Here is a 22960-nt window from a genome sequence, read left to right as displayed (position 1 = left end):
CATGCCACCCGTGTACCGCGAGGACGCCCACCCCTCCCGCATCGGCTGGCAACTGCCGCCGTTCTACTGTCCGTTCGAGCGCCACCTCATCCACCCCAAGGCGGCGGAGCTCGAAGAGCGGGCCATCGCCTGGATCGACTCGTACGGCTTCTACCCCGACGCCACCGAGCGGGCCTGGGGACTGGCCACCCGCAGCGCCGAATTCACCAGCCGGATCATCCCGTACGGCGACGTGGAACCGATGCTGCTCTTCGCCCAGTGGAACTACTGGGCGTTCGCCACCGACGACTGGCAGGACTCCGGCCACTCCGCGGCCCGTACCGCATCCGTCGCCGATCACGGGGCCCGCCTGGTCCGCACCGTCGAGACCCCGGGGTGCGACCTGCTGCCGCCGGGCCCGCACACGGCCGCCCTGAACGACCTGGTGGCCCGCACGCACGCCATGCTCACCCCCTTCCAGCTGCGCCGCTTCACCGAGGGCATCCGCGACTGGGTGTTCGGCGCCGCGTGTCAGGCCGCCGACGCCGAGCGGGGGGAGATGCCCTGCCTGAACGCGTTCGCGGCGATGCGGACGGCGGCGAACGGCAGCCGCTTCACCCTCACCTGGTGCGACGTGGCGAACGGGATCCACCTGCCGCCCGACGTGCTGTACTCGGCGCCCGTGCAGGCCCTCACCGATGCCGCGGGCTTCATCGTCAGCTGCGACAACGACCTGATGTCGTACAACAAGGACGACCACCAGGAGCCGTGGGAGCACAACCTGATCAACGTGATGGCCCAGCGGCAGGGCTGCACGCCGCGCGAGGCGCTCGCGGCCGCCTTCGCGGTGCGGGACCGGTCGGTGACCCTCTTCGTCCGGCTGCGGGACCGGCTCCGGCGGAACGCGGACGAGCAGCTCGCGCGCTATCTCGTCTCACTGGAGCACTGGATCGCGGGCGACACCGAATACCACAACGTGGCGCCCCGCTACACCAGCCCGCGCAACCGCAACGAGCTGCCCGTCGAGGGGGCCTCGTACGACATCACCTGGAGCGACACGCCGAGCGATCCCAGCGTCGAGCCGCTGCCGGTCCCGGCTCTCGCCTGGTGGTGGCAGCAGCTCGACGCCTCCCCGCACTGAGGTCAGCGGCGGCCGCGCAGACGCGCCCACCAAGAGCCCCGGCCCGCCGGCCGCTCCCCCGGAACGGGGACGGTCGGCGGCTCCGTACGGGGCGGCCGGGCCGCCGGCCGGGGTACCGGCGTGGAGCCGGTGACGGTACTGCCCCGCGGGGCGAACCGGACGGGCAGCGCGACCAGGTGACGGGACATCAGCGAGGACGTCCACCGCAGCTCGGCCTCGGGGACCGCCAGCTCCAGATCGGGCAGCCGGGTCAGCAGCGTGTCGATGCCGGTGTCCGCGATGGCCCGGCCGATGTCCTGGCCGGGGCATTCGTGGGGGCCGCTGCTGAAGGCCAAGTGGGAGCGGTTGCCGTGGACGGGAACGTTCGGATCGGGGCGGATGTCGGGGTCGAGGTTGCCGGCCCCCAGCCCGAGCAGCAGCATGTCGCCGTCCTTGATCCGCACCCCGCCCAGCTCCGTGTCACCGGTGGCCCAGCGGCCCAGGACGGTCATGAGCGGCGGCTCGTCCCACAGGACCTGCTCCAGCGCGTCCGGCAGCGTCATGTGACCGCCGGACAGGTTCGCGCGGAAGCGGCCGTCGGTGAGCACCATGCGCAGGGTGTTCGCGATGAGGTTGGCGGTCGTCTCGAACGCCGCGATCAGCACCAGCCGCAGGTGCTCCACGATCTCCCCGTCGTCGAGCCCGGTGGGGTGCTCCAGCAGCCAGGTGGTGAAGTCCCGGCCGGGTACCTCCCGCTTGCGCGTGACGAGTTCCCGCAGGGTGACCGTGACGTACTCGTTGCTGGCGAGTGCCGTCTCGGTGCCCTGGATCATGTCGCGGGCGGCCTCGACCAGACGCGGCCCGTAGGACTCCGGCGCCCCGACGAGCTGGGTCATCACCAGCATCGGCAGCGGCTCGGCGAAGTCCGTGACCAGGTCGGCCTTCCCGGTCTGGGCGAAGGCGTCGATCAGCTGGTCGGCGAAGCGCTTCACGTACCGGCGCACACCGCGGCGGTCGAAGCGCTCCAGCGACTCGGTGATCGCGCCGCGCAGCCGCTCGTGCTCGACGCCGTCGACGAAGTGGCACACGGGCTGCCAGGCGGTCATCGGGGTCAGCGGGTGGTCCGGGGGGACGTTGCCCTCCTGCTGGTCCCGCCAGCGGCGCGGGTCACGGGAGAACCGCGACGGGGTGCGCGCGACGTCCAGGTTCTCCCGGTGGCCCAGTACCAGCCAGGCCGGGAGGTCGCCGTGCACGAGGACGGGGGCCACCGCACCGTGCTCGGCGCGCAGCTTCTCGTACAGGCCCATGGGGTCGGCCTCGGCCTCGGCTCCGTAGAGCCGGTGCGCGGGGCAGCCGGGCGGCGGGGCGGCCGGACCCGGCTGGTGGGTGGGGGTGGTGCTCACGATGCCTCCGGGGTCGCGGCGAGGGAGTGCAGGTAGCGCATCAGCGTCATCAGGACGTCGCGGCTCGAATCGCGCCGGCGGGCGTCACAGAAGACGAGCGGTACCGACGCGGGCAGGTCGAGGGCGGTGCGCAGCTCCTCCAGGGGGTGCTCGGGCGCGTCGGGGAAGGAGTTGACGGCGACCACGAACGGCACCCCCCGCTCCTCCAGGCGGCCGATCACGTCGAAGCTGACCTCCAGCCGGCGGGTGTCGACCAGGACCACCGCGCCGAGGGCGCCCTCGAACAGGCCGCGCCACAGGAACCAGAAGCGCTCCTGGCCGGGGGTGCCGAACAGGTACAGCACCAGCTCCTCGTTGATGCTGATGCGGCCGAAGTCCATGGCCACGGTGGTGGAGGTCTTGCGCTCCACGCCCGCCGTGTCGTCGACGCCGACCCCGGCCTGGGTCATCGTCTCCTCGGTGGTGAGCGGCCGGATCTCGCTGACCGAGCCGACGAGGGTCGTCTTGCCGACCCCGAAGCCGCCCACGATCACCACCTTGACTGCGGCGGCGGCCGTGGCCGGCAGCGCGTCCTCGCGCCGGGGCGCGGTGGCCCGGTCAGAGCTTTCGAAGTCCATCGATGACTGCCTCAATCAGTGCCAGGTCCGGGAGTTTGGCGGGAGCGACGGGTGGGCGGGAGAGCACGTGGCCCGCGGCGAGCAGGTCACCGAGGAGTACGGTGACCACGCTCACCGGCAGGCCGAGGTACGCGGAGATCTCGGCCAGCGAGAGCGGCGACCGGCACAGCCGCATGATCGCCGCGTGCTCCGGCTGCATCCCGGGTTTGGGCCCCGACTTGGCGATGATCAGCGTGACGAGGTCGAGGTGGCTGGGGTCTAAATCCCCGCTCCGGCCGCCGGTGATCACGTACAGCCGCTCGGGAGTGCCGTCCTCCCAGTCCCCGCCCGGGTTGCTCACGCCGGCTGCCCGTCGCGGCGCGGCGGGCTGCTCAGGTGTTCTCCGATCCGGGCGACGAGGTCGCGCATCCGCTGGCCCATCAGACCGGCGTCGACGCCTTCGCCCGCCAGTACCGCGAGGAAGGCGCCGGCGCCGGCCGCCATGAGGTAGAAGAAGCCGCCGTCCATCTCGATGACGACGAGCCGCATCCGCCCGCTGCTGCCCGGGAGTTCGGTGGCGACGGCGCCGGCGAGGCTCTGCAGTCCGGCGCAGGCGGCGGCGAGCCGGTCGGCGGTGTCGGTCTCCGCCCCGTACTGCGCCATGCGCAGGCCGTCCGCGGACAGGACGATGACGTGGCGGGTCTGCGGGACGCCCTCGGCCAGGTCCTTGAGCATCCAGTCCATATTGGTCTGCTGCTGGCTCATGGCTGTTCCCCCTTGCTCGCCGAGGCCGGCGAGGCATCCGTGTTCTGGCTTGCTGCGCCGCTCCGGCTCGCGGCGGTCTTGCTGCTGTCCGAGGACAGGCCGTCCTGGAAGGCGGCCAGCCACATCCCGGGCTGCACCTCGGGCTGCGGGTCCGGCGCGGGGCCGGGCGCGCGTCCGGCTCCGTACGCGTACCCGGTCTCCTGCGCGTACCCGTGCCCGGCGCGGTCCGCGGCCGCCTCGGCCGCCGCCACGATCCGGTCTCCGGTGCCCGTCCCGGCACCGCCCGCGACCGCGGGCGCCTCGGGTGCCACGGCGCGGGTCTTGCGGCGGCGCTGCGGCAGGCCGCCCGGGGTCCGCTCGGTCACGGCGGGTACCTCGTCGGGCTCGGCCGGCGTGCGCGGTCCGGTGACCGGGCGCGCCGGCTCCGGCCGTACGTCCGGGGCCCCGGACGCGGCGGTGGCCCCGTCGGCGGCGGACGGCAGGGCGGCACGGGGGCCCGAGGCGGTGCCGATGCCGTGGGCGACGCCGGTCGCGGCGGCGGCCGTGGTGATCAGCGACTGCGGGATGACCAGAACGGCGCGTACGCCGCCGTAGGCCGACGCGCGCAGCGAGACCTGGAAGTCGTACGCCTGCGAGAGCCGGCCGACCACGGCGAGGCCCAGGCGCGGGGTCTCCCCGAGGTCGGTGAGGTCGATGCCCTGCTGGGCCTGGCGGAGCATGCGCTCGGCCCGCTTGCGGGCCTCCTCGCTCATGCTCACGCCGCCGTCCTCGATCTCGACGGCGATGCCCGAGTTCACGTCGACGGCGGTCAGGTGGACTCTGGTCTGCGGCGGGGAGTAGCGGGTCGCGTTGTCCAGCAGCTCGGCGAGCGCGTGGATGAGCGGTTCGACGGCGGGGCCGACGACGGCGACCTGCGAGACGGAGTGCAGCTCCACGCGCTGGTAGTCGATGATCCGCGACATGGCGCCGCGCAGCACGCTGTACAGCGGGACGGCCTTGCTCCACTGGCGGCCGGGCCGGGCCCCGCCGAGCACGGCGATGGAGTCGGCGAGGCGGCCGATGAGGGCCGTGCCGTGGTCGAGCCGCAGCAGGTCGCCGAAGACCTTGGGGCTGCGGCCGTGCCGGTCCTCCATCTCCCGTAGTTCCTGGGCCTGTTGGTGCACGATGGCCTGGACACGGCGGGCGATGTTGACGAAGGCGCGCTGCGCGGAGTCGCGCAGGTCCTCCTCGGCGACCACGGCGTCGAGCACCGAGCGCAGCACGGCCTGGTGCGCCGCCCTGAACTCCTGCGTCAGGCCGGGCCCGTGGGTGTCGAGCTCCTCCAGGGAGGCGAGCACCTCCTCGGGGAACTCGCCCTTGCGCAGCCGCTCCACGACATCGGGCAGCAGCTCCTGCGCGAGTCGTACGGTCTCGGCCTGCTGCCGGTGCAGGGCCGCCTCCTGCGCGGCGACCGTCGCCCGCAGCGCGGCGACCGCCTTGCCGCGCCGGGCCGCCTCACCGCAGGAGAGGGCGACCGCCACGAAGGCGACGGCTCCCACCCAGGCGACGGGGGTGCGGGCAGGTGCGGACACCTGCACCACGGCGATCGCCGCGACGGCGGCGGTCAGCAGGGCGGGCAGCGCCCAAACGACGGGTGAGGTGGGCCCTGGACTTCCGGGCGACGATCCCACGCGAACCATCAGAACCCTCAAACGATCGAAAGCGAATGATCATATGACAACGGCCCGGAATCTTAGCGTCTATACGCGCGGCTCTTGACAGCAGGTCATGATCCGGACGGGGCTGGGGGGTTGATGCTCCGAGCCATGGCTGAAACCCGTAGGTCCACCACTCCGCCCGCACCCGCTCCGAGCCCCCCGCCACCACGGCCCGCACCCGGGTCCGGGCCCACCCGCCGCCGCGAGCGGGAGCCCACGGAACGGCCGGATCCCGCCCCTGTCGAAGCTCAGCCGCGCCTCGGCCGCGCCTCGGGCGCGGAAAACACGAATGGCCCGCACCCGGCAGAGCCAGGTACGGGCCATTCGTGAAAAGTTCTTGAATCCGACTTTACGTCGGGACGACAGGATTTGAACCTGCGACCCCTTGACCCCCAGTCAAGTGCGCTACCAAGCTGCGCCACGTCCCGTTGTGCCGTTGAGCTGGGGTTTCCCCCGTCCCGGCGGCACATGCAGAACATTACCCCACGTAGAGGGGTGCGCATGCACGGGTTTCCGGCGGCGGGCAGGATGGCGGGGTGAACGCACGGGATCGGGACGATGAGGGGCGGGCGCGCAGCGCGCGGCCCCGGGACGGGCTGGGGCGGCCGCTGGCGTACGGGGAGCCCGGCGTGGAGCGGCAGCCCGAGGGGGTCGTACGGACGCCCGCCGAGACGGTGGCCGAGGCGCAGCGGCTGCTGGACGCCGGGATGCCGTTCCACGCGCACGAGGTGTTCGAGGACGCCTGGAAGTCCGGGCCCGAGGCCGAGGCCCCGCTGTGGCGGGCCCTCGCGCAGCTGGCGGTCGGGCTCACGCACGCCGCGCGCGGGAACGCCGTCGGCGGGGCCCGCCTGCTGCGCCGGGGCGCCGACGCACTCGCCCAGGCCGGACCGGAGACGGCCTCCGCCCGGGGCCGGTCTCCGCACGGGATCGACGTGGAGGGGCTGGTCCGCTGGGCCGGGGAGTTGGCCCTTCGGGTGGAAGAGGGGCCGGCGGTCGACGCTGCGGCCCACTCCCCCCGGCTCGCGCGCGGGCCGGACCGGCAGGACCCCGCCTGAAGCAGCGGGGGGTGCAGCCGGTCCGGAGAGGGCCTACGCGGGCTCCAGGAGGTCCCAGCGGTTGCCGTAGAGGTCCTCGAAGACCGCCACCGAGCCGTACGCCTCGTGGCGCGGCTCCTCCAGGAAGCGGACGCCCTCCGCCGTCATCCGGGTGTGGTCCCGCTTGAAGTCGTCGGTGTACAGGAAGAAGCCGACCCGGCCGCCCGTCTGGTCCCCGACCCGGGAGCGCTGCGCGTCGTCCTTGGCGAGGGCCAGCAGCAGGGCCGCCTCGGTGGCGCCGTCCGGGCGGACCACCACCCAGCGGGAGCCGTCGGGGCGCGCGGTGTCCTCGACGAGGGTGAAGCCGAGGGCGCGGGTGTAGAAGTCGATGGCCTCGTCGTAGTCGCGGACGACGAGAGTGGTGAGCGCGATGTATGCGGACATGGCACTCATTGTGCTGGTCCGGCCAGCAGGACCACCTCCAGGGTGCGCGGGCCGTGCACACCCTCCACCCGGTCGAGTTCGATGTCGCTGGTCGCGGAGGGCCCGGAGATCCAGGTCAGCGGCCGCGCGGGGTCCAGCAGGGGCAGGGCCTGCGGGACCGAGTCCACCACCTGGCCCGGGACCTCGACCACGCAGACGTGGTGGTCCGGGACCAGGGTGATGCGTCGCCGGCCCTGGCCCGGCCCGGCGTCGAGGACGATCGTGCCGGTCTCGGCGATCGCCAGGGCGCACCCGGTCACCACGCTGTCCACCGCGTCGAGTTCGTACGGGTTCGCCCCCGGCAGGTCGTCGACGCGGACGGCTTCCGCCTCGGCGAGCCAGTACGGGGGCAGGCCCTGCGGGACGAGGACCGTACGGGCGCCGCGCTCGGCCAGCAGCCGGGCGAGCAGCGGGGCGATCCCGGCGCCGTCCGTCCGGTGCACCCGCGCCCGGTACTCGGCGAGGTTCGCGGCGAGGAGGTCGGCCGTCTCGGCCGGGGTGCGGGCGCCGTGGACGCGGAGGTAGTCGCGGGGGACGGCCGGGTCGGGTGCGCCCCCGTACCCCGCCGTCGCACGCCGGATCCGGCCCAGGATGCGGTCCCTGCTGCTCATGCCGTCCCTCCCGCTGCTCCCCGCTCCCGTGCCCACCAGTCCCGGAACGACTCCGCCGGGAGCTCCGGCAGCTCGCGGCTGTCCGTCCACGCCCGCCCGGGCCCCGGCAGCCGGCGCGGCCGCAGCCGCCGGGCCCGGGCCAGCAGCCGCTCCCCGGCGCGCAGCGCGCCGGGGTGGTCCAGGAGCAGCCGGGCGGCCCGCATGGCGGCGCGCTCGGCGGTGTGCCCCCGCGCCGGGCGGATCCGTACGCGGACGCCCTCGCGGGTCGCCGGGCCGCCCTGGACCACCCGCTCGCGCAGGTGGACCAGGACCTCCGGGATGTCGATGGCGACCGGGCAGACCTCGTAGCAGGCTCCGCACAGGGTGGACGCGTACGGCAGCGAGGCGTCGATGTCACTCCCGGTGCCCCGCAGTTGGGGGCTCAGGATGGCGCCGATCGGGCCGGGGTAGACGGATCCGTACGCGTGGCCGCCGGCGCGTTCGTACACCGGGCAGACGTTGAGGCAGGCGGAGCAGCGGATGCAGCGCAGGGCCTGGCGGCCGACCGGGTCGGCGAGGGTGTCGCTGCGGCCGTTGTCGAGCAGGACGAGGTGGAAGGCGGAGGGGCCGTCGCCGTCCGCCCCTCTCGAAGGACCCAGCCCGGTCCACATCGTGGTGTACGGGTTCATCCGCTCGGCCGTCGAGGAGCGCGGCAGCGTCTGGAGGAAGATCTCCAGGTCCCGGAAGGTGGGCACCACCTTCTCGATGCCCACCACCGAGATCAGGGTCTCGGGCAGCGTCAAGCACATGCGGCCGTTGCCCTCGGACTCAAAGACGACCAGCGTGCCCGTCTCGGCGACCATGAAGTTGGCACCGGAGATCCCGACCTTGGCGCGCAGGAACTTCTCGCGCAGGTGGAGGCGGGCGGCCTCGGCGAGCTCGCGCGGGTCGTCGCCGAGCCCCTCCGGGGCGGGGCGGCCCCAGTGGCCCATCTCCGCCGCGAAGACGTCCCGGATCTCGGCGCGGTTGCGGTGGATGGCCGGGACCAGGATGTGGGAGGGCCGGTCGTGGCCGAGCTGGACGATGAGCTCGGCCAGGTCCGTCTCGTACGCGGCGATCCCGGCCGCTTCGAGGGCCTCGTTGAGGCCGATCTCCTGGGTGGCCATGGATTTGACCTTGACCACCTCCCGCTCTCCGGTGGCCAGCACCAGCGCGGTGACGATCCGGTTGGCCTCGTCCGCGTCGGCGGCCCAGTGGACGGTGCCGCCCGCGGCCGTCACCGACTCCTCCAGTTGGAGCAGGTAGCGGTCCAGGTGGCGCAGGGTGTGATCCTTGACGGCCTTCCCCGCCGCGCGGAGCCGGTCCCAGTCGGCGAGCTCGGCGACCGCCCGGGCCCGTTTGTCGCGGATGGTGTGGGTGGCGTGCCGGAGGTTGGCGCGCAGCACCCGGTCTCCGACGGCCTCGCGCGCCGCGTCCGGAAACGCCGGCATCCCCATGAAAGTGCCCGTCGTCAAAGCGGTTCCTCCTCCGTCGAGGCCAGGATCTCGGCGAGGTGCAGCGTCCGCATCGCGTCTCCCCGGCGGCGCAGGATCCCGTCGAGGTGGGCCAGGCAGGAGTTGTCCGCCCCGCACAGCACGGCCGCGCCCGTCCCCACCGCGCTGTCGGTCTTGTCGGCGCCCATGGCCGCCGACACGTCCGGGTTCTTCACCGCGAAGGTGCCGCCGAAGCCGCAGCACTCCTCCGCGCCGGGCAGCTCGACGAGGTCCAGGCCCTTGACGGCGGCGAGCAGCCGCCGCGGACGGTCCCCCAGCCCGAGCCCCCGCAGGCCGTGGCACGAGGGGTGATAGGTGACGGTGTGCGGGAAGTACGCGCCCACGTCGATCACCCCCAGGACGTCCACCAGGAACTCGGTCAGCTCGTGGACGCGCGGTACGAGGTCCTCGGCCAGCGCCGCCAGCTCGGATCCCCGCCCCTCCCGCTCCGCCTGCCGGCCGATGCGCGGGTAGTGGGTGCGGACCATCGCGGCGCAGGAGCCCGACGGGGTGACCACGTACGGGTGTCCCGCGAAGGCCTCGGCGGTGCGCCGCAGCAGGGGCTCGCTCTCGCGCCGGTAGCCGGTGTTGTACTGCGGTTGCCCGCAACAGCTCTGGGCGGCCGGGAAGTCCACGCCGACGCCTAGCCGCTCCAGCAGGCGCACGACGGCGACGCCGGTCCGCGGGTACAGCGCGTCGTTGAGGCAGGTGACGAACAGGGCGGCACGCATGACGGGCAGAATAGCGGCGTGAAGAAGTTCTCAGTGATCGGCATAGGCGCGGGCGACCCGGACCACCTGACCCTCCAGGCGGTCAGGGCGATCGGCGCGGCGGACGCATTCCTCATCCTGGAGAAGGGCGAGGAGAAGGCGGATCTGACCGGGCTGCGGCGGGCGATGCTCGACGCGCACGCCCGCCCCGGCCACCGGCTGGTGGAGGGCCGCGACCCGGACCGGGACCGGACCCCGGCCGAATACGCCCCGACCGTGGACGGCTGGCGCAGTGCGCGGGCCGAGATCTTCGAGCGGTTCGTCGCCGAGGACCTGGCGGACGGGGAGACCGGCGCGTTCCTGGTCTGGGGCGACCCCTCGCTGTACGACTCCACCCTCGCCATCCTCGACGAGGTGCTGGAGCGGGGCCGGGTGGCGTTCGAGCACGAGGTCGTGCCCGGCATCAGCAGCATCTCCGCACTGCTGGCCCGGCACCGGACCAACCTGAACCGGGTGGGCCGGCCCGTCCAGATCACCACCGGTCGGCGGCTGGCCGAGGGCTGGCCGCAGGACGTGGACGACGTGGTGGTGATGCTGGACGCGCGGCACGCGTTCACGGCCCACCTCGACCAGGACCTCTTCATCTACTGGGGGGCCTACGTCGGCACCCCGGACGAGATCCTGGTCTCGGGGAAGCTGGCGGAGGTCGCCGACCGGATCGAGGAGCTCCGCACCGAGGCCCGCGCCCGCAAGGGCTGGATCATGGACACGTACCTGCTCCGGCGCGGCTGAGCCCGTCAGCCCACGTATCCGGGGAGCACGGCGGCGAGGCGCTCGTACTCCTCGGGGCGGTTGTAGACCTGCCCGCAGACGCGGATGCCGCCGCCGCCCGGCCAGGGCCAGACCAGCACCCGGATGCCCTGCTCCGCCGCGATCCGCTCGCGCAGGGCGCGGGCGGCCTCCGGGGTCTCGGCGGTGCCGGGCGGCAGCCGCAGGGAGCGCATCGCGAGGCCCTCGGTGTACGGGAGCGGGGTGAGCCCGGGGATCTCGCCGAGCAGGGCCGCGCCGTGGGCGGCGAGGGCGGCGTTGTGGGCCCGTACCTTCGCGGCGTCGAGCCGCTCGAGGAGGTCCAGGCCCTCGGGGGCGGCGAGCCAGCCGGTGTAGTCGGCGGTGGCCCGGTTCTCGACGGAGCGGGGGAACCCGTCCCCGTCCTCCCAGGAGGGCACCAGCGCCCGGACCCGGCCGCGGTGTCCGGGGGCGACGGCGAGGACGGCGCTGCCGGAGGGGGCGTACGCCCATTTGTGCAGGTTGCCGAACCAGAAGTCGGCGCCCCCGGCGAGCGGGTCCGCGACCATGCCGGGGACGTGCGCCCCGTCGACGATGGTGGTGACCCCGCGGGCGGCCAGGTCGGCGAGCAGCCGGGGCGAGGCGATGAGCCGGGCGGTGGGCGAGCTGATGTGGTCGAGCAGCGCCACCTTGGTACGGGGGGTCAGCCCGGCCAGCACCGTCTCGCGTACGGCGTCCTCGTCGGGCAGGGAGGGGTCCAGGGCGACGGTGTCGATCCGGGCCCGGCGGGCGGCCGCGGCGACGACCGTGCCGTAGCCGTGGTCCGTGACCAGGATCTCGTCGCCGTCGGCGAACGGGACGGCGTCGAGGGCGAGGTTGGCGCCCTCGGTGGCGTTGCCGATGAAGGCGATGCCGTCGGGATCGGCGCCGAAGTGCCGTGCGACACGGGCGCGGGCCCCGGCGATCCGGTCCGCGGCGCCGATGAAGAAGGCGTCGGGGTCGGCGTGGAGCTCCGCCCGGAGCGCGGCCTGGGCCTCCTGCACGGGCAGCGGAACGGCGCCGAAGGACCCGTGGTTGAGGTGCGCGGTCTCCGGATCCAGCCGGAACAGCCCGGGTCCCCCGGGGAACACGGCGGGGGCGGCTGAGCGCAACGGCGCGGCGGGGGCGGTCGGGTCGGTCACGGGTCCTCCGAGGGGTGGTGTGCGGTTGCCCGGATGATGCATGCCGCCCCGAACGGCCCGGAAGGGCCAATGCCGTGAAGGTGGCCGGTATGCAGCCGACCCCGGGTCCCTTCGTCAACGTACCGTCCGGGCGGCGGGGGCTGCCCAGGGGGCTGCCCCGCCTTCGGGGGCCGGCGCCGCTTCGCCGACGCTCCCTAGTCCCGCCCGCTGGTGACGGCGTAGTACTGCAGGTCCTGGACCTGCACCGTGCGGTCCGCCGGGTAGGGCAGTTTCACCTCCGCGCCGGCCTTCCCGTCGCGTACGACCGCTGCCGAGCTGGTGCCCGGGCGCAGCGGGAGCAGTTCGGAGTGGATGCCGGCCGGGGCCTCGTGCGCGTCCTGGGCCGCGCCCACCACCGTACGGACGGTCGCCGGGGCGGTCAGGAAGCTGAGCACCTCCACCGAGTCGCGGGGCGCGGCGCTGCCCTTGCGCACGGACATCACCAGCGTCTGGGCGCCGGTGGGGTCGGCCGCGGCGAACTGGGTGCGGGCGGAGACGTACAGCGTGTCGCGGACGATCTTCGGCCAGCGGCCCGTCTTGAACTTGGTCAGGTAGTAGGAGCTGAGGTCCAGGTAGGCGTACCCGTTGTGCAGCGAGGGCGCGAACTGGCTGCCCTCGGAGTAGTCGTTCCAGGTCGTGAGCTGCACCCAGTCGGCGCCGTCGTCGATGGCGTGCGTCCAGGTGGAGCGCAGGGTGGCGGTGTTGCCGGCCTCGTCGTAGACGCCCTGGTTGGGGCGGGCGTCCTGGACCGACACGGGCTGCATCCAGATCTTGCCCATGCCGTGGGCCCGCTGCACGTCGCGGGTGGCGCTCTCCTGGCCGACGTAGCTGCGGCTGCCCCACTCGGAGAAGCCGTGACTGATCGGCGCGAACGTGGCGCTGTTGGCGTCGGAGTCGAGGAACGTCGGGACGAAGGCGGTGCGGATGCCGTGCCGGGTCCGAAGGATGTCGAGGACCCGTGTCCACCAGGCGACGCTCTTGGCCTCGGCCTTGAAGGGGGAGACGACGAGACGGCCGTCGCCGAGGCGGTGCGCGGCGGGGGCTTTGCCCAGGGCCGCGACGGCGTCGGCGAGCACGCCGGGGTCGTCGGTGTTCAGCGAGGTCATGTCCGGCATCAGCATGATCTTGAAGGCGGGGTCGACGGCGTGGGCGGCCTCCATGAGGAGATGGGCGCGGTCCCGGTTCTGCCCGGACAGGGAGAGCATGTCGAGCGTGAACCCGTCGAGGCCCGCGGCCCGTGCGGTGCGCACCTCCTGCTCCAGGTTGGCGAGTTCCCAGTTGCCGTCCCGGGGCGGGACGGGCAGCGGCCGGTCGCGCAGCAGGCCGCCGTACCGCTCGTGCTTGCCGTTCTCCCCGGCCGGGTTCAGGTAGTTGCGGGTGTAGTAGTCGGCGTCCGCGCTCGCGTTGTCCAGCGAGAGGGGGTACGGGGTGAAGTAGTGCGCGAACACCAGCTTCCCGCCCGCGTCACCGGTGCGCAGGGCGGCCGGCCCGGGCAGGTCGAACGGCAGGGCGCCGGCGGGCCGCCCGCCTCCGGCGTCCCCGGCGCCCGGGGTGCTTCCCGTGCCCCGGCCCGTACCGCCCGGGCTCCCGCCGGGCGCGGTGGGAGCCTGGCCGGTGGCGCCGGCTGCCGGGCTCGCCGAGCCCGTGTCGGGCCCGGCGGACCAGGGCGTGCCGATCACGGGTGCGGACGCGGCGCCTTGGCGGGCGTCTGCGGTGAACGGGTCCCAGGCGATGCCGGCGGCGGCGCAGACCCCGGCGAGCAGGGAGGCGGCCGCCAGAGTCAGTAGCGGCCGGCCCCGGACGCCCGGACGGCGGCGGTGTGAACTCATCGTGGGTGCCCTCCCCTGCACGGTGCCCCGGGGTACGGGGACTGCAGAGCAGTACAGCCGATCGGCGCCCCCCGGACAACCGTCAGGAGCGCGGGGCCGCGATGTCCACGTTCTCCAGGATCCCGAGGGCGTCGGGGACGAGGACGGCCGCCGAGTAGTAGGCGCTGACCAGGTAGGACATGATCGACCGCTGGTCGATGCCCATGTAGCGGACGTTCAGGCCGGGTTCGTACTCCTCGGGGATCGCGGTCGGGCGCAGGCCGATGACGCCCTCCTGCTCCTCCCCGGTGCGCAGCGCGAGGATCGAGCTGGTGTGGCCGCCGACGACCGGGATCTTGCCGCAGGGCAGCAGGGGGATGCCGCGCCAGGCGGGGACGGACTTCCCCTGCACCTCGGCGTTGTCGAGGACCAGCCCGCGCTTGTTGCACTCGCGGAAGAAGGCGGCGATGGCCTTGGGGTGGGCGAGCAGCACCTTGGTGCCGCGGCGCATGGTGACCAGCTCGTCGAGGTCGTCCGGGGTCGGCGGCCCGGACCAGGTGGTGACGCGCTGGTCGTACGCGGCGTTGTGGAGCAGCCCGAACTCCCTGTTGTTGACCAGCTCCCACTCCTGCCGCTCGCGCAACGCCGCCACCGTCAGCCGCAGTTGCTGCTCGAACTGGTTCATCGGGTCGTTGTAGAGGTCGGCGACGCGGGTGTGGATCTGCAGGACGGTCTGGGCGAGGGAGAGTTCGTACTCGCGCGGGCTGAGGTCGTAGTCGACGAACGTGCCGGGGAGCAGGGCCTCCCCCGCGTGGCCGGAGGCGAGCTCGATGTCGGCCTCGCCCCGCCGGTTGACCGGGCGGCGGCCGTTCTCCACGTACCGCTCCAGGTGGGTGCGCAGGGCGGCGGAGCGCTCCAGGACCTCCTGGAAGGCGCGCCAGCGCAGCACCATCACCGTGCCGGCGGTCGCGGCCCGTACGGAGTAGTCCCAGCGCGGTTCGGGACTGCCGAGGGCGTCCTCGCCGAGCTGGTCGCCGTCGGCGACGACGCCGAGGACGTCCGTCGCCCCGTACTTGCCCCGGGCCCGCTTCTCCAAGCGGCCGTGGGCGATGATGAAGACCTCTTCGACGGGCGCGCCCTCCTCGACGAGGGTGTCGCCGGCGCGCAGGTCGCGTGTGACGAAGCGCCCGGCGAGGTCCTCGAAGACCTCCTGGTCCGGGAAGCCCTTGAGGGTGGGGAGTTCGCTCAGGGTGGGCGCGAGGATCCGCACGTCGTCGGCGCCGCTCTGGACGAAGGAGACCCTGCCCCGGCCCACGGCGTGGCTCAGGCGCCGGTTGACGCGGTAGGTGCCGGCGCTGACGTCGACCCAGGGCAGGACGCGCGTCAGCCAGCGGGAGCTGATGCCCTGCATCTGCGGGACGGACTTGGTGGTGGTGGCGAGGTTGCGGGCGGCCGCTGTGCTGAGGGCGGCCTGCCGGGCCGCTGCTTCGGCCTCGGGGGTGGGGGCTTCGGGGGTGGTCATGCCGTGGTCCCTCCGTGCGTCGGGCCGGGTGTGCGGGTGCCGTCCAGGGCCGTGGCCGGGCCCGCCCGGTGGTAGCGGGCGGTGGTGCGGTGCCATTCGAGGTTTCCGCCGAGCCAGGCCCATACGTCGGCCAGGAAGCGGACCAGCGGCGGGAATCCGGCCGCGGCGAGGAGCGCCGACTCCTCCTCGAAGGCGTGGACGAGCTCGTCGTGGAGGTCGGCGGAGCGGCGCACCGCCTCGGCGCGCGAGCAGCCCTCCTCGGCCTCGATCAGGGCGGGCAGGTTGTAGTTGACGGCGGCGCTCTCGTCCTCGCGGTGCATGGAGTAGAGGTCGTTGACGATGACGCTGGCGGACGCCGCCTTGAGGACCGCGCCCCGCACGCGCGGGTCGGCGTAGGCCTCGACCGGGAGCTCGTAGCCGCCCGCCGGGTCGAGCATCACCATCGTCGGGATGAAGCTGTTGTCCTGGCGGACGGAGAGGAACTCCCAGACGGGCGGGGTGCGTCCGGAGACCCGCCAGCCCGCTTCGGCGGTGTATCCGGAGAACAGCGCGGCCATCTCGTGCCGGTAGCGGGTGAGCTGGGAGCGGGTGGCGTACCGGGACAGGTGCTCGGTGCTGGAGCGCAGCGCGACGAGGACCGGGTCGGCGCACATGGCCCGCTCCAGCAGGGGCGCGTAGGCGGCCGGGAGGTGGGCCGGGTCGATGGCGGCCAGGGCCTGGGACAGGTGGGTGGCGATCCGGAGGGGGACGGCGCCGGCGCTCTCGTCGTCGCAGTAGTAGTCGTCGGTGGCCCACTGGGCGAGGGTGCACTTGGCGGGGGCGAGCAGCCGGTCCGGGTCCTCGACGTGGGCGTACGTCAGCATGGTGTACCGGCCCATCGAGAGCGCCCGTACGTCGGCCGGCCGGCCGGCGTAGATCCCGGTCTCCTCGGCCCAGGCGATGAGCCGGTCCTCGACCGCCTCCGCGAGGGCCGGGTCGTCGCGCTGCGGGGGCGGGCAGTACAGCTCGGGGACGGCGGGATTCCCCCGGGAAGCGCCGGGCGCCGCGGGGGCGGCGGACGGGCCGGCCGACGGGGCTGCGGACGGCGCGGCCGGGACGGGGGCGGGGCTCGGAGCGGGTACGGCCGCCGGGGCCGGGAGGGCGGGCCTGACGCGCAGGGTGCTCGTGCCGGGTCCGCCCGGACCCCCGCGCAGCCGGGCCAGCAGCGCCGCACGGGACGGGACGGGAGGGGCCGGTGGTACGGACGGGTCGGGTGCGCGGGACAGGTCGGACGGGTCCGGCAGGTGGGGCGGATGGTCGGGGTAGGCAGCGGGCGGATGCTTCTGCATGGCACGACAGTGCGTCGCGGGCCGGGCGTCCCGGTAGCCGTGCCGGCGGCGGCCCTGTTGAAAATCCCGCGCGGTTGAAGCTCTGAACGGATGTACGAACGAACTAGGTACCCGCCGCCACCCGCTCCAGCAGCGGCCGTACGACCCCGCTGGCGCGGACCGCCCGCAGCCGCCCCCGCATCCGGCGCAGCGCGTCGGTCACCCGGGCCGATTCCAGCTGCGGTACGGCGTCCAGCACCTCGTGCCAGGCGGCACAGGCCCGCTCCAGATGCCCTTGGCCCAGGTGGAGTTCGGCGAGCCGGGCCGCCGTGACGGCCCGGGCCCGGCGCTCCGCCGGCGGCCGGTGGCGCAGCGAGGCGCCGAGCGCGGCGATGGCGCCCCGGCCGTCGCCCAGCGCTGCCAGTGCCTCCGCCTCCTGGTGGCACAGGGCGGCCTGGTGGTAGTCGCCGATCGGCGCGCTCTGCCCCTCCGAACGCTCCAACAGCCGCTGCGCGCCCGCCAGATGGGAGATCGCGGCCCTCCGGTCCCCGCAGCCGGCCTCCGCCACCGCCAACTGCCCGGTGACGAAGGCCGCTTGGAGCGTCGGCAGCCGCCCCACCTCCCGCGCGGCCGCCTGGGCCAACTCCAGCGCCTGGGTGCGGTGGCCGAGGTGGTGGGCCTGCACGCTCATCGCCCGCAGCACGGGGGCGTGGCACTGCGGATCGCCCGCTTCCCGGCCCAGCCGCAGCGCCGCCCGGTAGTAGGCCTGGGCCACCCCGTGCTGGTTGCCGTCGAAGCACAGGAATCCGGCGGTGTAGGCCAGCCGGGAGGTGGCGCCCAGCAGCCGGTGGCGCACGGAGGGCGGCGCGTCGGCGCGCAGCCAGGGGGCGACGGTGGTGGCGAGGTACGCGGTCAGGGCGGGCCGGGCGAGGCCGCTGCCGAACATCATGTCGGCGTTGCGGAAGACGGGGAGCACCGCCTCGGCGGCCCGTACGTGGTCCTGCCCGATCCGTGCCCCGGTGTGCGCGCCCGTCTCCGCGGCGGCCTGCTGTCCCTGCGTCGGGCGCCAGGCCGAGGAGTACACGGGGATCTCGCCGAACGCGCCGACACCGAAGTCAGGCCCGCTGTACGGAAGTTGCGCGTCGAGCGGGGGGAGCGGGCCGGTGCCGCCCGCGGAGCGCTCCCGCTCCCGTGGCGCCGCGGACGGCCGGGCGAGCCCGGTGTCGGCGGCGTCGATCCGGCGCCGGGTGCGCCGGCTCAGGGCTTCGGCGGCGAGGGCGACGACGTGCGCGGGCGGCTTGGTGCCCGCGAGCCAGTGGGAGACGGAGGTCCGGTCGTAGCTCAGGGTGAGGCCGGCCTCGGCTGCGACGCCGTTGACGGCCCGTGCGAAGTCCTGCCCGCTCCAGCGGGCTTCGGTGAGGAGGGTGCGGAGTCGTCCGTTGGGGTCACGCTTCGCCATCCAGAACCGCCCAACTCGTACGTGTGTCCCGCGTTTCAACACGGTCGGAGATTCAACAGGGTGGGGCAGGGGCCCGTGTATCCGGTGGGGCCGCCCTGCCCCTAACTAAGACGTGTGCACACGGTGGCCCCCGGTCACACCGGGTGGCCGTGGCGTGCGGGAGCACAGCGGATCACGGACAAGCGGGGCCACTCCTTCCGATCGACCCCCTGCACGACGAACGCGACCGTCACCGACGCCGCATCCGGAGCCAGGAAGACCGGCCGGCCAAGGAAGACCGGCCGGCCGAGGAAGCCCGACCGAGGAAGACCGACCGAGAGGACGTTCCGTCATGTCTGTCGACCCGACGACCGAAGCCGGCGCCGCCGCACCACAGACCGGCTCAGCCCGCCAGAGCCTCAGTACCGACGCGGCGCGGAACCTGGCCACCACCACCAAGTCCGCCCCGCAGATGCAGGGCATCAGCTCCCGCTGGCTGCTGAAGATCCTGCCGTGGGTCCAGACCAGCGGCGGCACGTACCGGGTCAACCGCACGGTCAGCTACACCCTCGGCGACGGGCGCATCAGCTTCGTCAAGACCGGATCCGAACTGCGGGTCATCCCGCCCATGCTGCGCGAGCTCGGCATGCTGCGACACTTCCCCGACGACGCCGTCGTCAAGTCGATCGCGGACCGGTTCGTCAAGGAGGAGTTCCGCAAAGGCGACGTGATCGTCCGCCGCGGCGAGCCCGTCGACAAGATCTACCTGATCGCCCACGGCCGCATCGAGCGGCTCGGCGAGAGCGCGTACGGGGAGGAGGCGAGCCTCGGCGTCCTCAGTGACGGCGACCACTTCGGCCACCACCCGCTGCCGGACGCCCGCTGGGAGTTCACCGCCCGGGCCCAGACCGACGTGGTGACCATGACGTACAACCGCGGCAACTGGGACGAGGCCCTCAACCGCTCCCCCGCCCTGCGCCGCCACGCCGAGGCCTACCTGGAGGCGGAGCGGGTCGGCCGCAAGGGCAGCGAGGCCGTGGACCTGTCGGCCGGCCACACCGGCGAGGTCATGCTGCCCGGCACGTACGTCGACTACGACCTGAGCCCCCGCGAGTACGAGCTGAGCGTCGCCCAGACCGTGCTGCGCGTGCACACCCGCGTGGCCGACCTCTACAACCAGCCGATGAACCAGTCGGAGCAGCAGCTGCGCCTGACGATCGAGGCACTCCGGGAGCGCCAGGAGAGCGAGCTGGTCAACCACCCGGAGTTCGGACTGCTGCACAACGCCGAGTACGAGCAGCGGATCTACGCCCGCACCGGACCGCCGACCCCCGACGACATGGACGACCTGCTCAGCCGGCGACGCGGCTCCCAGTACTTCCTCGCGCACCCGCGCACGATCGCCGCGTTCGGCCGCGAGTGCAGCCGGCGCGGCCTGTACCCGGCCTCCGTCGAGTTCCAGGGGCACATGGCGCCCGCCTGGCGGGGGGTGCCGCTGCTGCCCTGCAACAAGATCCCGATCACGAAGGAGCGGACCAGCTCGATCCTCGTCATGCGCACCGGCGAGGACAACGAGGGGGTCATCGGACTGCACCAGCTGGGCCTGCCGGACGAGTACCAGCCGGGGCTGTCCGTCCGCTTCATGAGCATCAACGAGCAGGCGATCGTCTCCTACCTGGTCACCGCCTACTACTCGGCGGCGATCCTGGTTCCCGACGCCGTCGGGGTGCTGGAGAACGTAGAGATCTCCCGCTTCGAGGACTGAGGGCGGCGACCGGATGAGCAGCAGCACGGGGAGCGCGCAGCCCTTCGAACTGCCCGAGTTCTACGTCCCGCATCCCGCCCGCCTCAACCCCCACCTGGCCCGCGCCCGCACCCACGCCCTCGACTGGGCCCGCGGCATGGGCATGCTGGAGGGCTCCGGCGTCTGGGACCAGGCCGATCTGGAGGCCCACGACTACGCGCTGCTGTGCGCCTACACCCATCCCGAATGCGATGGCCCGATGCTCTCGCTGGTCACCGACTGGTACGTGTGGGTGTTCTTCTTCGACGACTGGTTCCTGGAGTTCTTCAAACGGCGCGGCGACCGGGAGGGCGGGCGCACCGCGCTGGACCGCCTGGCCCTGTTCATGCCCGAGGCCGCGCCCGCACGCGGGGCGCAGGCACGGAGCCCGGAGCCCGGCAACCCGGTGGAGGCGGGGCTCGCCGACCTGTGGGCCCGTACCGTCCCCGGGCATTCGCCGGACTGGATCGCCCGCTTCTCGCTCAGCACCCGCAACCTGCTCGTGGAGTCCCTGTGGGAGCTCGACAACATCAGCATCGGCCGGGTCGCCAATCCGGTCGAGTACGTGGAACAGCGCCGCAAGGTCGGCGGAGCGCCCTGGTCGGCGGGGCTCATCGAGCACGCGGTGGGCGCCGAGGTACCCGCAGCCGTCTCCGGCGAGCGGCCGCTGCGCGTGCTGCGCGACTGTTTCGCGGACTCGGTGCACTTCCGCAACGACCTGTTCTCCTACGAGCGCGAGGTGGGCCAGGAGGGCGAACTCAGCAACGGGGTGCTGGTGCTGGAGACGTTCTTCGGGTGCACCACCCAGGAGGCGGCCGACCAGCTGAACCGGCTGCTGACCTCGCGGCTCCAGCAGTTCGAGCACACCTTCTTCGCCGAGCTGCCCCCGATGTTCGTACGGACCGGCCTGACCCCGGAGCAGGTCCTCGCGGTGCTCACGTACGCGCGCGGGCTCCAGGACTGGCAGTCCGGCGGCCACGAGTGGCACCTGCGCTCCAGCCGCTACATGAACCGGCGGGCCGGGCTGCCCTCCGGCCCCCCGGGGCTGGGCGGCGCGGCTTCCGGCCTCAAGGCGCTGCTGGGGATCACCGGCGGCGCGGACAGGCGCCGACGGCACACCCGCGCCCCGCGCCGGGTGGGCCCGTCGGTGATCCCGGACTTCCACCTGCCGTATCCGACGCGGCTCAACCCGCACCTGGAGGGCGCCCGCGGGCGGCTGGTGGAGTGGAACCGCGCGATGGGGATGTTCGACGAGGGCCTGTGGTGGGAGGAGAAGGCCGTCGACTTCGACTTCGCGCTGTGCTCGGCGGGCATCGACCCGGGGGCCCCGGCCGAGGACCTGGACGTCAGCGCGGCCTGGCTGAGCTGGGGCACGTACGCGGACGACCTCTATCCGCTCCGCTTCGGCGCCACGCGCGACCTGGCCGGGGCCAGGGCCCAGGACGCCCGGCTGCGCGCGCTCATGCCGCTGGAGCCCGGGGCGCCCGCCCCGGCCCCGGTGAACGCGGTGGAACGGGGGCTCGCCGACGTCTGGCTGCGCACCATCACCCCGATGGCTCCGGCCGGGCGGCGCATGTTCCGGGCGGCGATGGACTCGGTGCTCGACGGCTGGCTGTGGGAGGTGGAGAACCAGGCGGCCCACCGGGTGCCGGACCCGGTGGACTATCTGGAGATGCGCCGGGCGACCTTCGGCTCCCCCATGACGGCCTCGCTGGCCCGGATGGCGCACATGGACGTCGTACCGGACGCCGTGTACGGGAGTGCGGCGCTGCAGTCGCTGGAGGCGGCCGCCTTCGACTACTCGGGGATGATGAACGACGTGTACTCGTACCAGAAGGAGGTGGAGTACGAGGGCGAGCTGCTCAACATGCTGGTCGTCACGGAGGCCTTCTTCGGCTGCGACTACCCGACGGCGCTCGGGGTCGTGAACGACCTGATGACCGCGCGGATGAAGCAGTTCGAGCATGTGCTGGCGAACGAGTTCCCCGCGATGTACCGGGACTTCGGGCTGGACGCGGCGGCGCGGGCGGCGATGGACCGGTACGCGGACGAGCTCAAGCAGTGGATGGCCGCGATCGCCACCTGGCACGCGCAGACCCGGCGGTACCGGGAGGAGGACCTGGAACGCCACCACGCGCGGCGGACGGAGGCGGTGGTGGCTGCCGTGCCGGGCGCGCTGCCCCGGGCTCCGCACCGGGCCGGGTGGGGGTGACGGCGCCTGCGGATCACGCGTGCAGGGCCCGTTCGTCCTCGGTGTGCCCTTCCGGTTCCAGCTGGAGGGTGGAGTGGGCCACGTCGAAGTGGTCGCCCACGCAGGCCTGGAGCCGGGCGAGCAGCTTCCCGTGGTCCTCTCCGCGCAAGGTCCCGGCGGCGACCACGACGTGCGCGGTGAGGACGGGCATGCCGGAGGTGACGGTCCAGGCGTGCAGATCGTGCACGGCCAGTACGCCGGGCTCCTCCAGGAGGTGGCGCCGTACGTCGGCCAGGTCCATGTCCTGCGGGGTGGCCTCCAGCAGGACGTGGGCGGCCTCGCTCAGCAGGCCGTACGCGCGCGGGACGATGAGCAGGCCGATGACGATGGAGGCGACGGGGTCGGCGGCCTCCCAGCCGGTGAGCACGATGACCAGGCCGCCGATGATGACGGCGACGGAGCCGAGGGCGTCGCCGAGCACCTCCAGATAGGCGCCGCGCAGGTTGAGGCTGTGCTGCTTGGCGTCGCGCAGCAGCCACAGGCCGACGCCGTTGGCGGCCAGGCCCAGTACGGCGATGCCGAACATCAGCCCGCCCTTGACCTCGACGGGTTCGCTGAAGCGGCGGACGGCGGTGTAGAGGACCCAGACGAAGACGCCGAGGAGGAGCAGGGCGTTCAGGACGGCCGAGAAGATCTCGACCCGGTAGAACCCGAAGGTGCGGCGGGGGGTCGGGGCACGCTGGGCGAGGGTGACCGCGCCGAGCGCGAGGGAGACCCCGACGGCGTCGGTGAGGCTGTGCGCGGCGTCGGCGAGGAGGGCGAGGCTGCCGGAGAGCACGGAGCCGACGACCTGGATCAGGGTGATCGAGGCGCTGATGGCGATGGTCCAGAGCAGTCGGGCGCGGAACGTCCCGCTGACGGTCCCGGCGGCTGCCGAGGGAGCTCCGTGGTCGTGGCCCATGACCGACATCCGAGCACAGGGCGTCCGTTCCCGCG

20 protein-coding genes and 1 tRNA gene are annotated in these 22960 nt (G+C 73.5%); 5 read left to right on the top strand and 16 right to left on the bottom strand.

The window, feature by feature from the left end:
• The first annotated feature begins 1 nt into the window (after position 1).
• Entirely contained in the window at positions 2–1120 is a 1119-nt protein-coding gene (locus ACIBAD_RS19225; RefSeq protein WP_398907800.1) for a hypothetical protein, read from the top strand.
• Positions 1121–1122: 2 nt separating this feature from the next.
• Here ACIBAD_RS19225 and ACIBAD_RS19220 read toward each other — a convergent pair whose 3' ends face one another.
• The 6 genes from ACIBAD_RS19220 to ACIBAD_RS19195 all read right to left on the bottom strand — a co-directional run bounded on the left by ACIBAD_RS19220 (position 1123) and on the right by ACIBAD_RS19195 (position 5988).
• A complete protein-coding gene (locus ACIBAD_RS19220) occupies positions 1123–2502 on the bottom strand; it encodes a cytochrome P450 (RefSeq protein ID WP_134069663.1) in 1380 nt (459 codons plus the stop codon).
• Positions 2499–3119: an ATP/GTP-binding protein gene (locus ACIBAD_RS19215; protein WP_134069665.1), complete on the bottom strand. Its 621-nt coding sequence runs from the start codon at positions 3117–3119 to the stop codon at positions 2499–2501. Before ACIBAD_RS19215 ends, ACIBAD_RS19220 begins: the two co-directional genes overlap by 4 nt.
• A complete protein-coding gene (locus ACIBAD_RS19210; RefSeq protein WP_134069667.1) occupies positions 3100–3459 on the bottom strand; it encodes a DUF742 domain-containing protein in 360 nt (119 codons plus the stop codon). Before ACIBAD_RS19210 ends, ACIBAD_RS19215 begins: the two co-directional genes overlap by 20 nt.
• On the bottom strand, positions 3456–3863 hold the full coding sequence (locus ACIBAD_RS19205; RefSeq protein WP_134069669.1) for a roadblock/LC7 domain-containing protein: 408 nt from the start codon (positions 3861–3863) through the stop codon (positions 3456–3458). The genes ACIBAD_RS19210 and ACIBAD_RS19205 overlap by 4 nt, the downstream gene beginning before the upstream one ends.
• A complete protein-coding gene (locus ACIBAD_RS19200) occupies positions 3860–5542 on the bottom strand; it encodes a sensor histidine kinase (RefSeq protein WP_398907799.1) in 1683 nt (560 codons plus the stop codon). Before ACIBAD_RS19200 ends, ACIBAD_RS19205 begins: the two co-directional genes overlap by 4 nt.
• A gap of 372 nt (positions 5543–5914) precedes the next feature.
• A tRNA-Pro gene (locus ACIBAD_RS19195) sits at positions 5915–5988 on the bottom strand.
• Between the two features lie 108 nt (positions 5989–6096).
• On the opposite strand from ACIBAD_RS19195, the gene ACIBAD_RS19190 reads away from it, so the two are divergent.
• Positions 6097–6615, top strand: coding sequence for a DUF309 domain-containing protein (locus ACIBAD_RS19190; protein WP_134069673.1), 519 nt, complete (start codon positions 6097–6099; stop codon positions 6613–6615).
• A gap of 33 nt (positions 6616–6648) precedes the next feature.
• Here the strand turns inward: ACIBAD_RS19190 and ACIBAD_RS19185 are convergent, their stop codons facing one another.
• From ACIBAD_RS19185 to ACIBAD_RS19170, 4 genes are read right to left on the bottom strand one after another with little or no spacing between them, the layout of a single operon-like run.
• Positions 6649–7038: a VOC family protein gene (locus ACIBAD_RS19185; RefSeq protein ID WP_099888647.1), complete on the bottom strand. Its 390-nt coding sequence runs from the start codon at positions 7036–7038 to the stop codon at positions 6649–6651.
• Positions 7039–7043: 5 nt separating this feature from the next.
• Entirely contained in the window at positions 7044–7688 is a 645-nt protein-coding gene (locus ACIBAD_RS19180; protein ID WP_134069675.1) for an LUD domain-containing protein, read from the bottom strand.
• Positions 7685–9163 (bottom strand): lactate utilization protein B, encoded by a 1479-nt coding sequence (locus ACIBAD_RS19175; RefSeq protein WP_398907866.1) that lies wholly within the window; start codon positions 9161–9163, stop codon positions 7685–7687. Before ACIBAD_RS19175 ends, ACIBAD_RS19180 begins: the two co-directional genes overlap by 4 nt.
• 14 nt (positions 9164–9177) lie before the next feature.
• Entirely contained in the window at positions 9178–9930 is a 753-nt protein-coding gene (locus ACIBAD_RS19170; protein ID WP_398907798.1) for a (Fe-S)-binding protein, read from the bottom strand.
• A gap of 18 nt (positions 9931–9948) precedes the next feature.
• On the opposite strand from ACIBAD_RS19170, the gene cobF reads away from it, so the two are divergent.
• A complete protein-coding gene (gene cobF, locus ACIBAD_RS19165) occupies positions 9949–10701 on the top strand; it encodes a precorrin-6A synthase (deacetylating) (protein WP_398907797.1) in 753 nt (250 codons plus the stop codon).
• Between the two features lie 5 nt (positions 10702–10706).
• Here cobF and ACIBAD_RS19160 read toward each other — a convergent pair whose 3' ends face one another.
• The 5 genes from ACIBAD_RS19160 to ACIBAD_RS19140 form a co-directional block, all read right to left on the bottom strand.
• A complete protein-coding gene (locus ACIBAD_RS19160) occupies positions 10707–11876 on the bottom strand; it encodes an aminotransferase class V-fold PLP-dependent enzyme (protein WP_398907796.1) in 1170 nt (389 codons plus the stop codon).
• A 194-nt stretch (positions 11877–12070) separates the two neighbouring features.
• Positions 12071–13744, bottom strand: a complete 1674-nt coding sequence (locus ACIBAD_RS19155; RefSeq protein ID WP_134069680.1) for a glycoside hydrolase family 71 protein — start codon at positions 13742–13744, stop codon at positions 12071–12073.
• A gap of 82 nt (positions 13745–13826) precedes the next feature.
• Positions 13827–15245, bottom strand: coding sequence for a family 2B encapsulin nanocompartment shell protein (locus ACIBAD_RS19150; protein WP_134069682.1), 1419 nt, complete (start codon positions 15243–15245; stop codon positions 13827–13829).
• Positions 15242–16573 (bottom strand): family 2 encapsulin nanocompartment cargo protein terpene cyclase, encoded by a 1332-nt coding sequence (locus ACIBAD_RS19145; RefSeq protein ID WP_208328951.1) that lies wholly within the window; start codon positions 16571–16573, stop codon positions 15242–15244. Before ACIBAD_RS19145 ends, ACIBAD_RS19150 begins: the two co-directional genes overlap by 4 nt.
• A 103-nt stretch (positions 16574–16676) precedes the next feature.
• Positions 16677–18011: a hypothetical protein gene (locus tag ACIBAD_RS19140; protein WP_398907795.1), complete on the bottom strand. Its 1335-nt coding sequence runs from the start codon at positions 18009–18011 to the stop codon at positions 16677–16679.
• Between the two features lie 331 nt (positions 18012–18342).
• Here ACIBAD_RS19140 and ACIBAD_RS19135 point away from each other — a divergent pair, with 331 nt between their 5' ends.
• Both ACIBAD_RS19135 and ACIBAD_RS19130 read left to right on the top strand, forming a co-directional pair.
• Complete coding sequence (locus ACIBAD_RS19135; RefSeq protein ID WP_398907794.1) at positions 18343–19755, top strand: family 2B encapsulin nanocompartment shell protein; 1413 nt, start codon at positions 18343–18345, stop codon at positions 19753–19755.
• Between the two features lie 13 nt (positions 19756–19768).
• A complete protein-coding gene (locus ACIBAD_RS19130) occupies positions 19769–21985 on the top strand; it encodes a germacradienol/geosmin synthase (RefSeq protein WP_398907793.1) in 2217 nt (738 codons plus the stop codon).
• Positions 21986–21998: 13 nt separating this feature from the next.
• Here the strand turns inward: ACIBAD_RS19130 and ACIBAD_RS19125 are convergent, their stop codons facing one another.
• Positions 21999–22934: a cation diffusion facilitator family transporter gene (locus ACIBAD_RS19125; protein WP_398907792.1), complete on the bottom strand. Its 936-nt coding sequence runs from the start codon at positions 22932–22934 to the stop codon at positions 21999–22001.
• Positions 22935–22960: the final 26 nt, after the last annotated feature.

Source organism: Streptomyces sp. NPDC051109, from assembly GCF_044455885.1.
In the GTDB taxonomy this organism is placed as follows: Bacteria; Actinomycetota; Actinomycetes; order Streptomycetales; family Streptomycetaceae; genus Streptomyces.
This window is presented reverse-complemented; position numbering and strand designations above follow the sequence as displayed.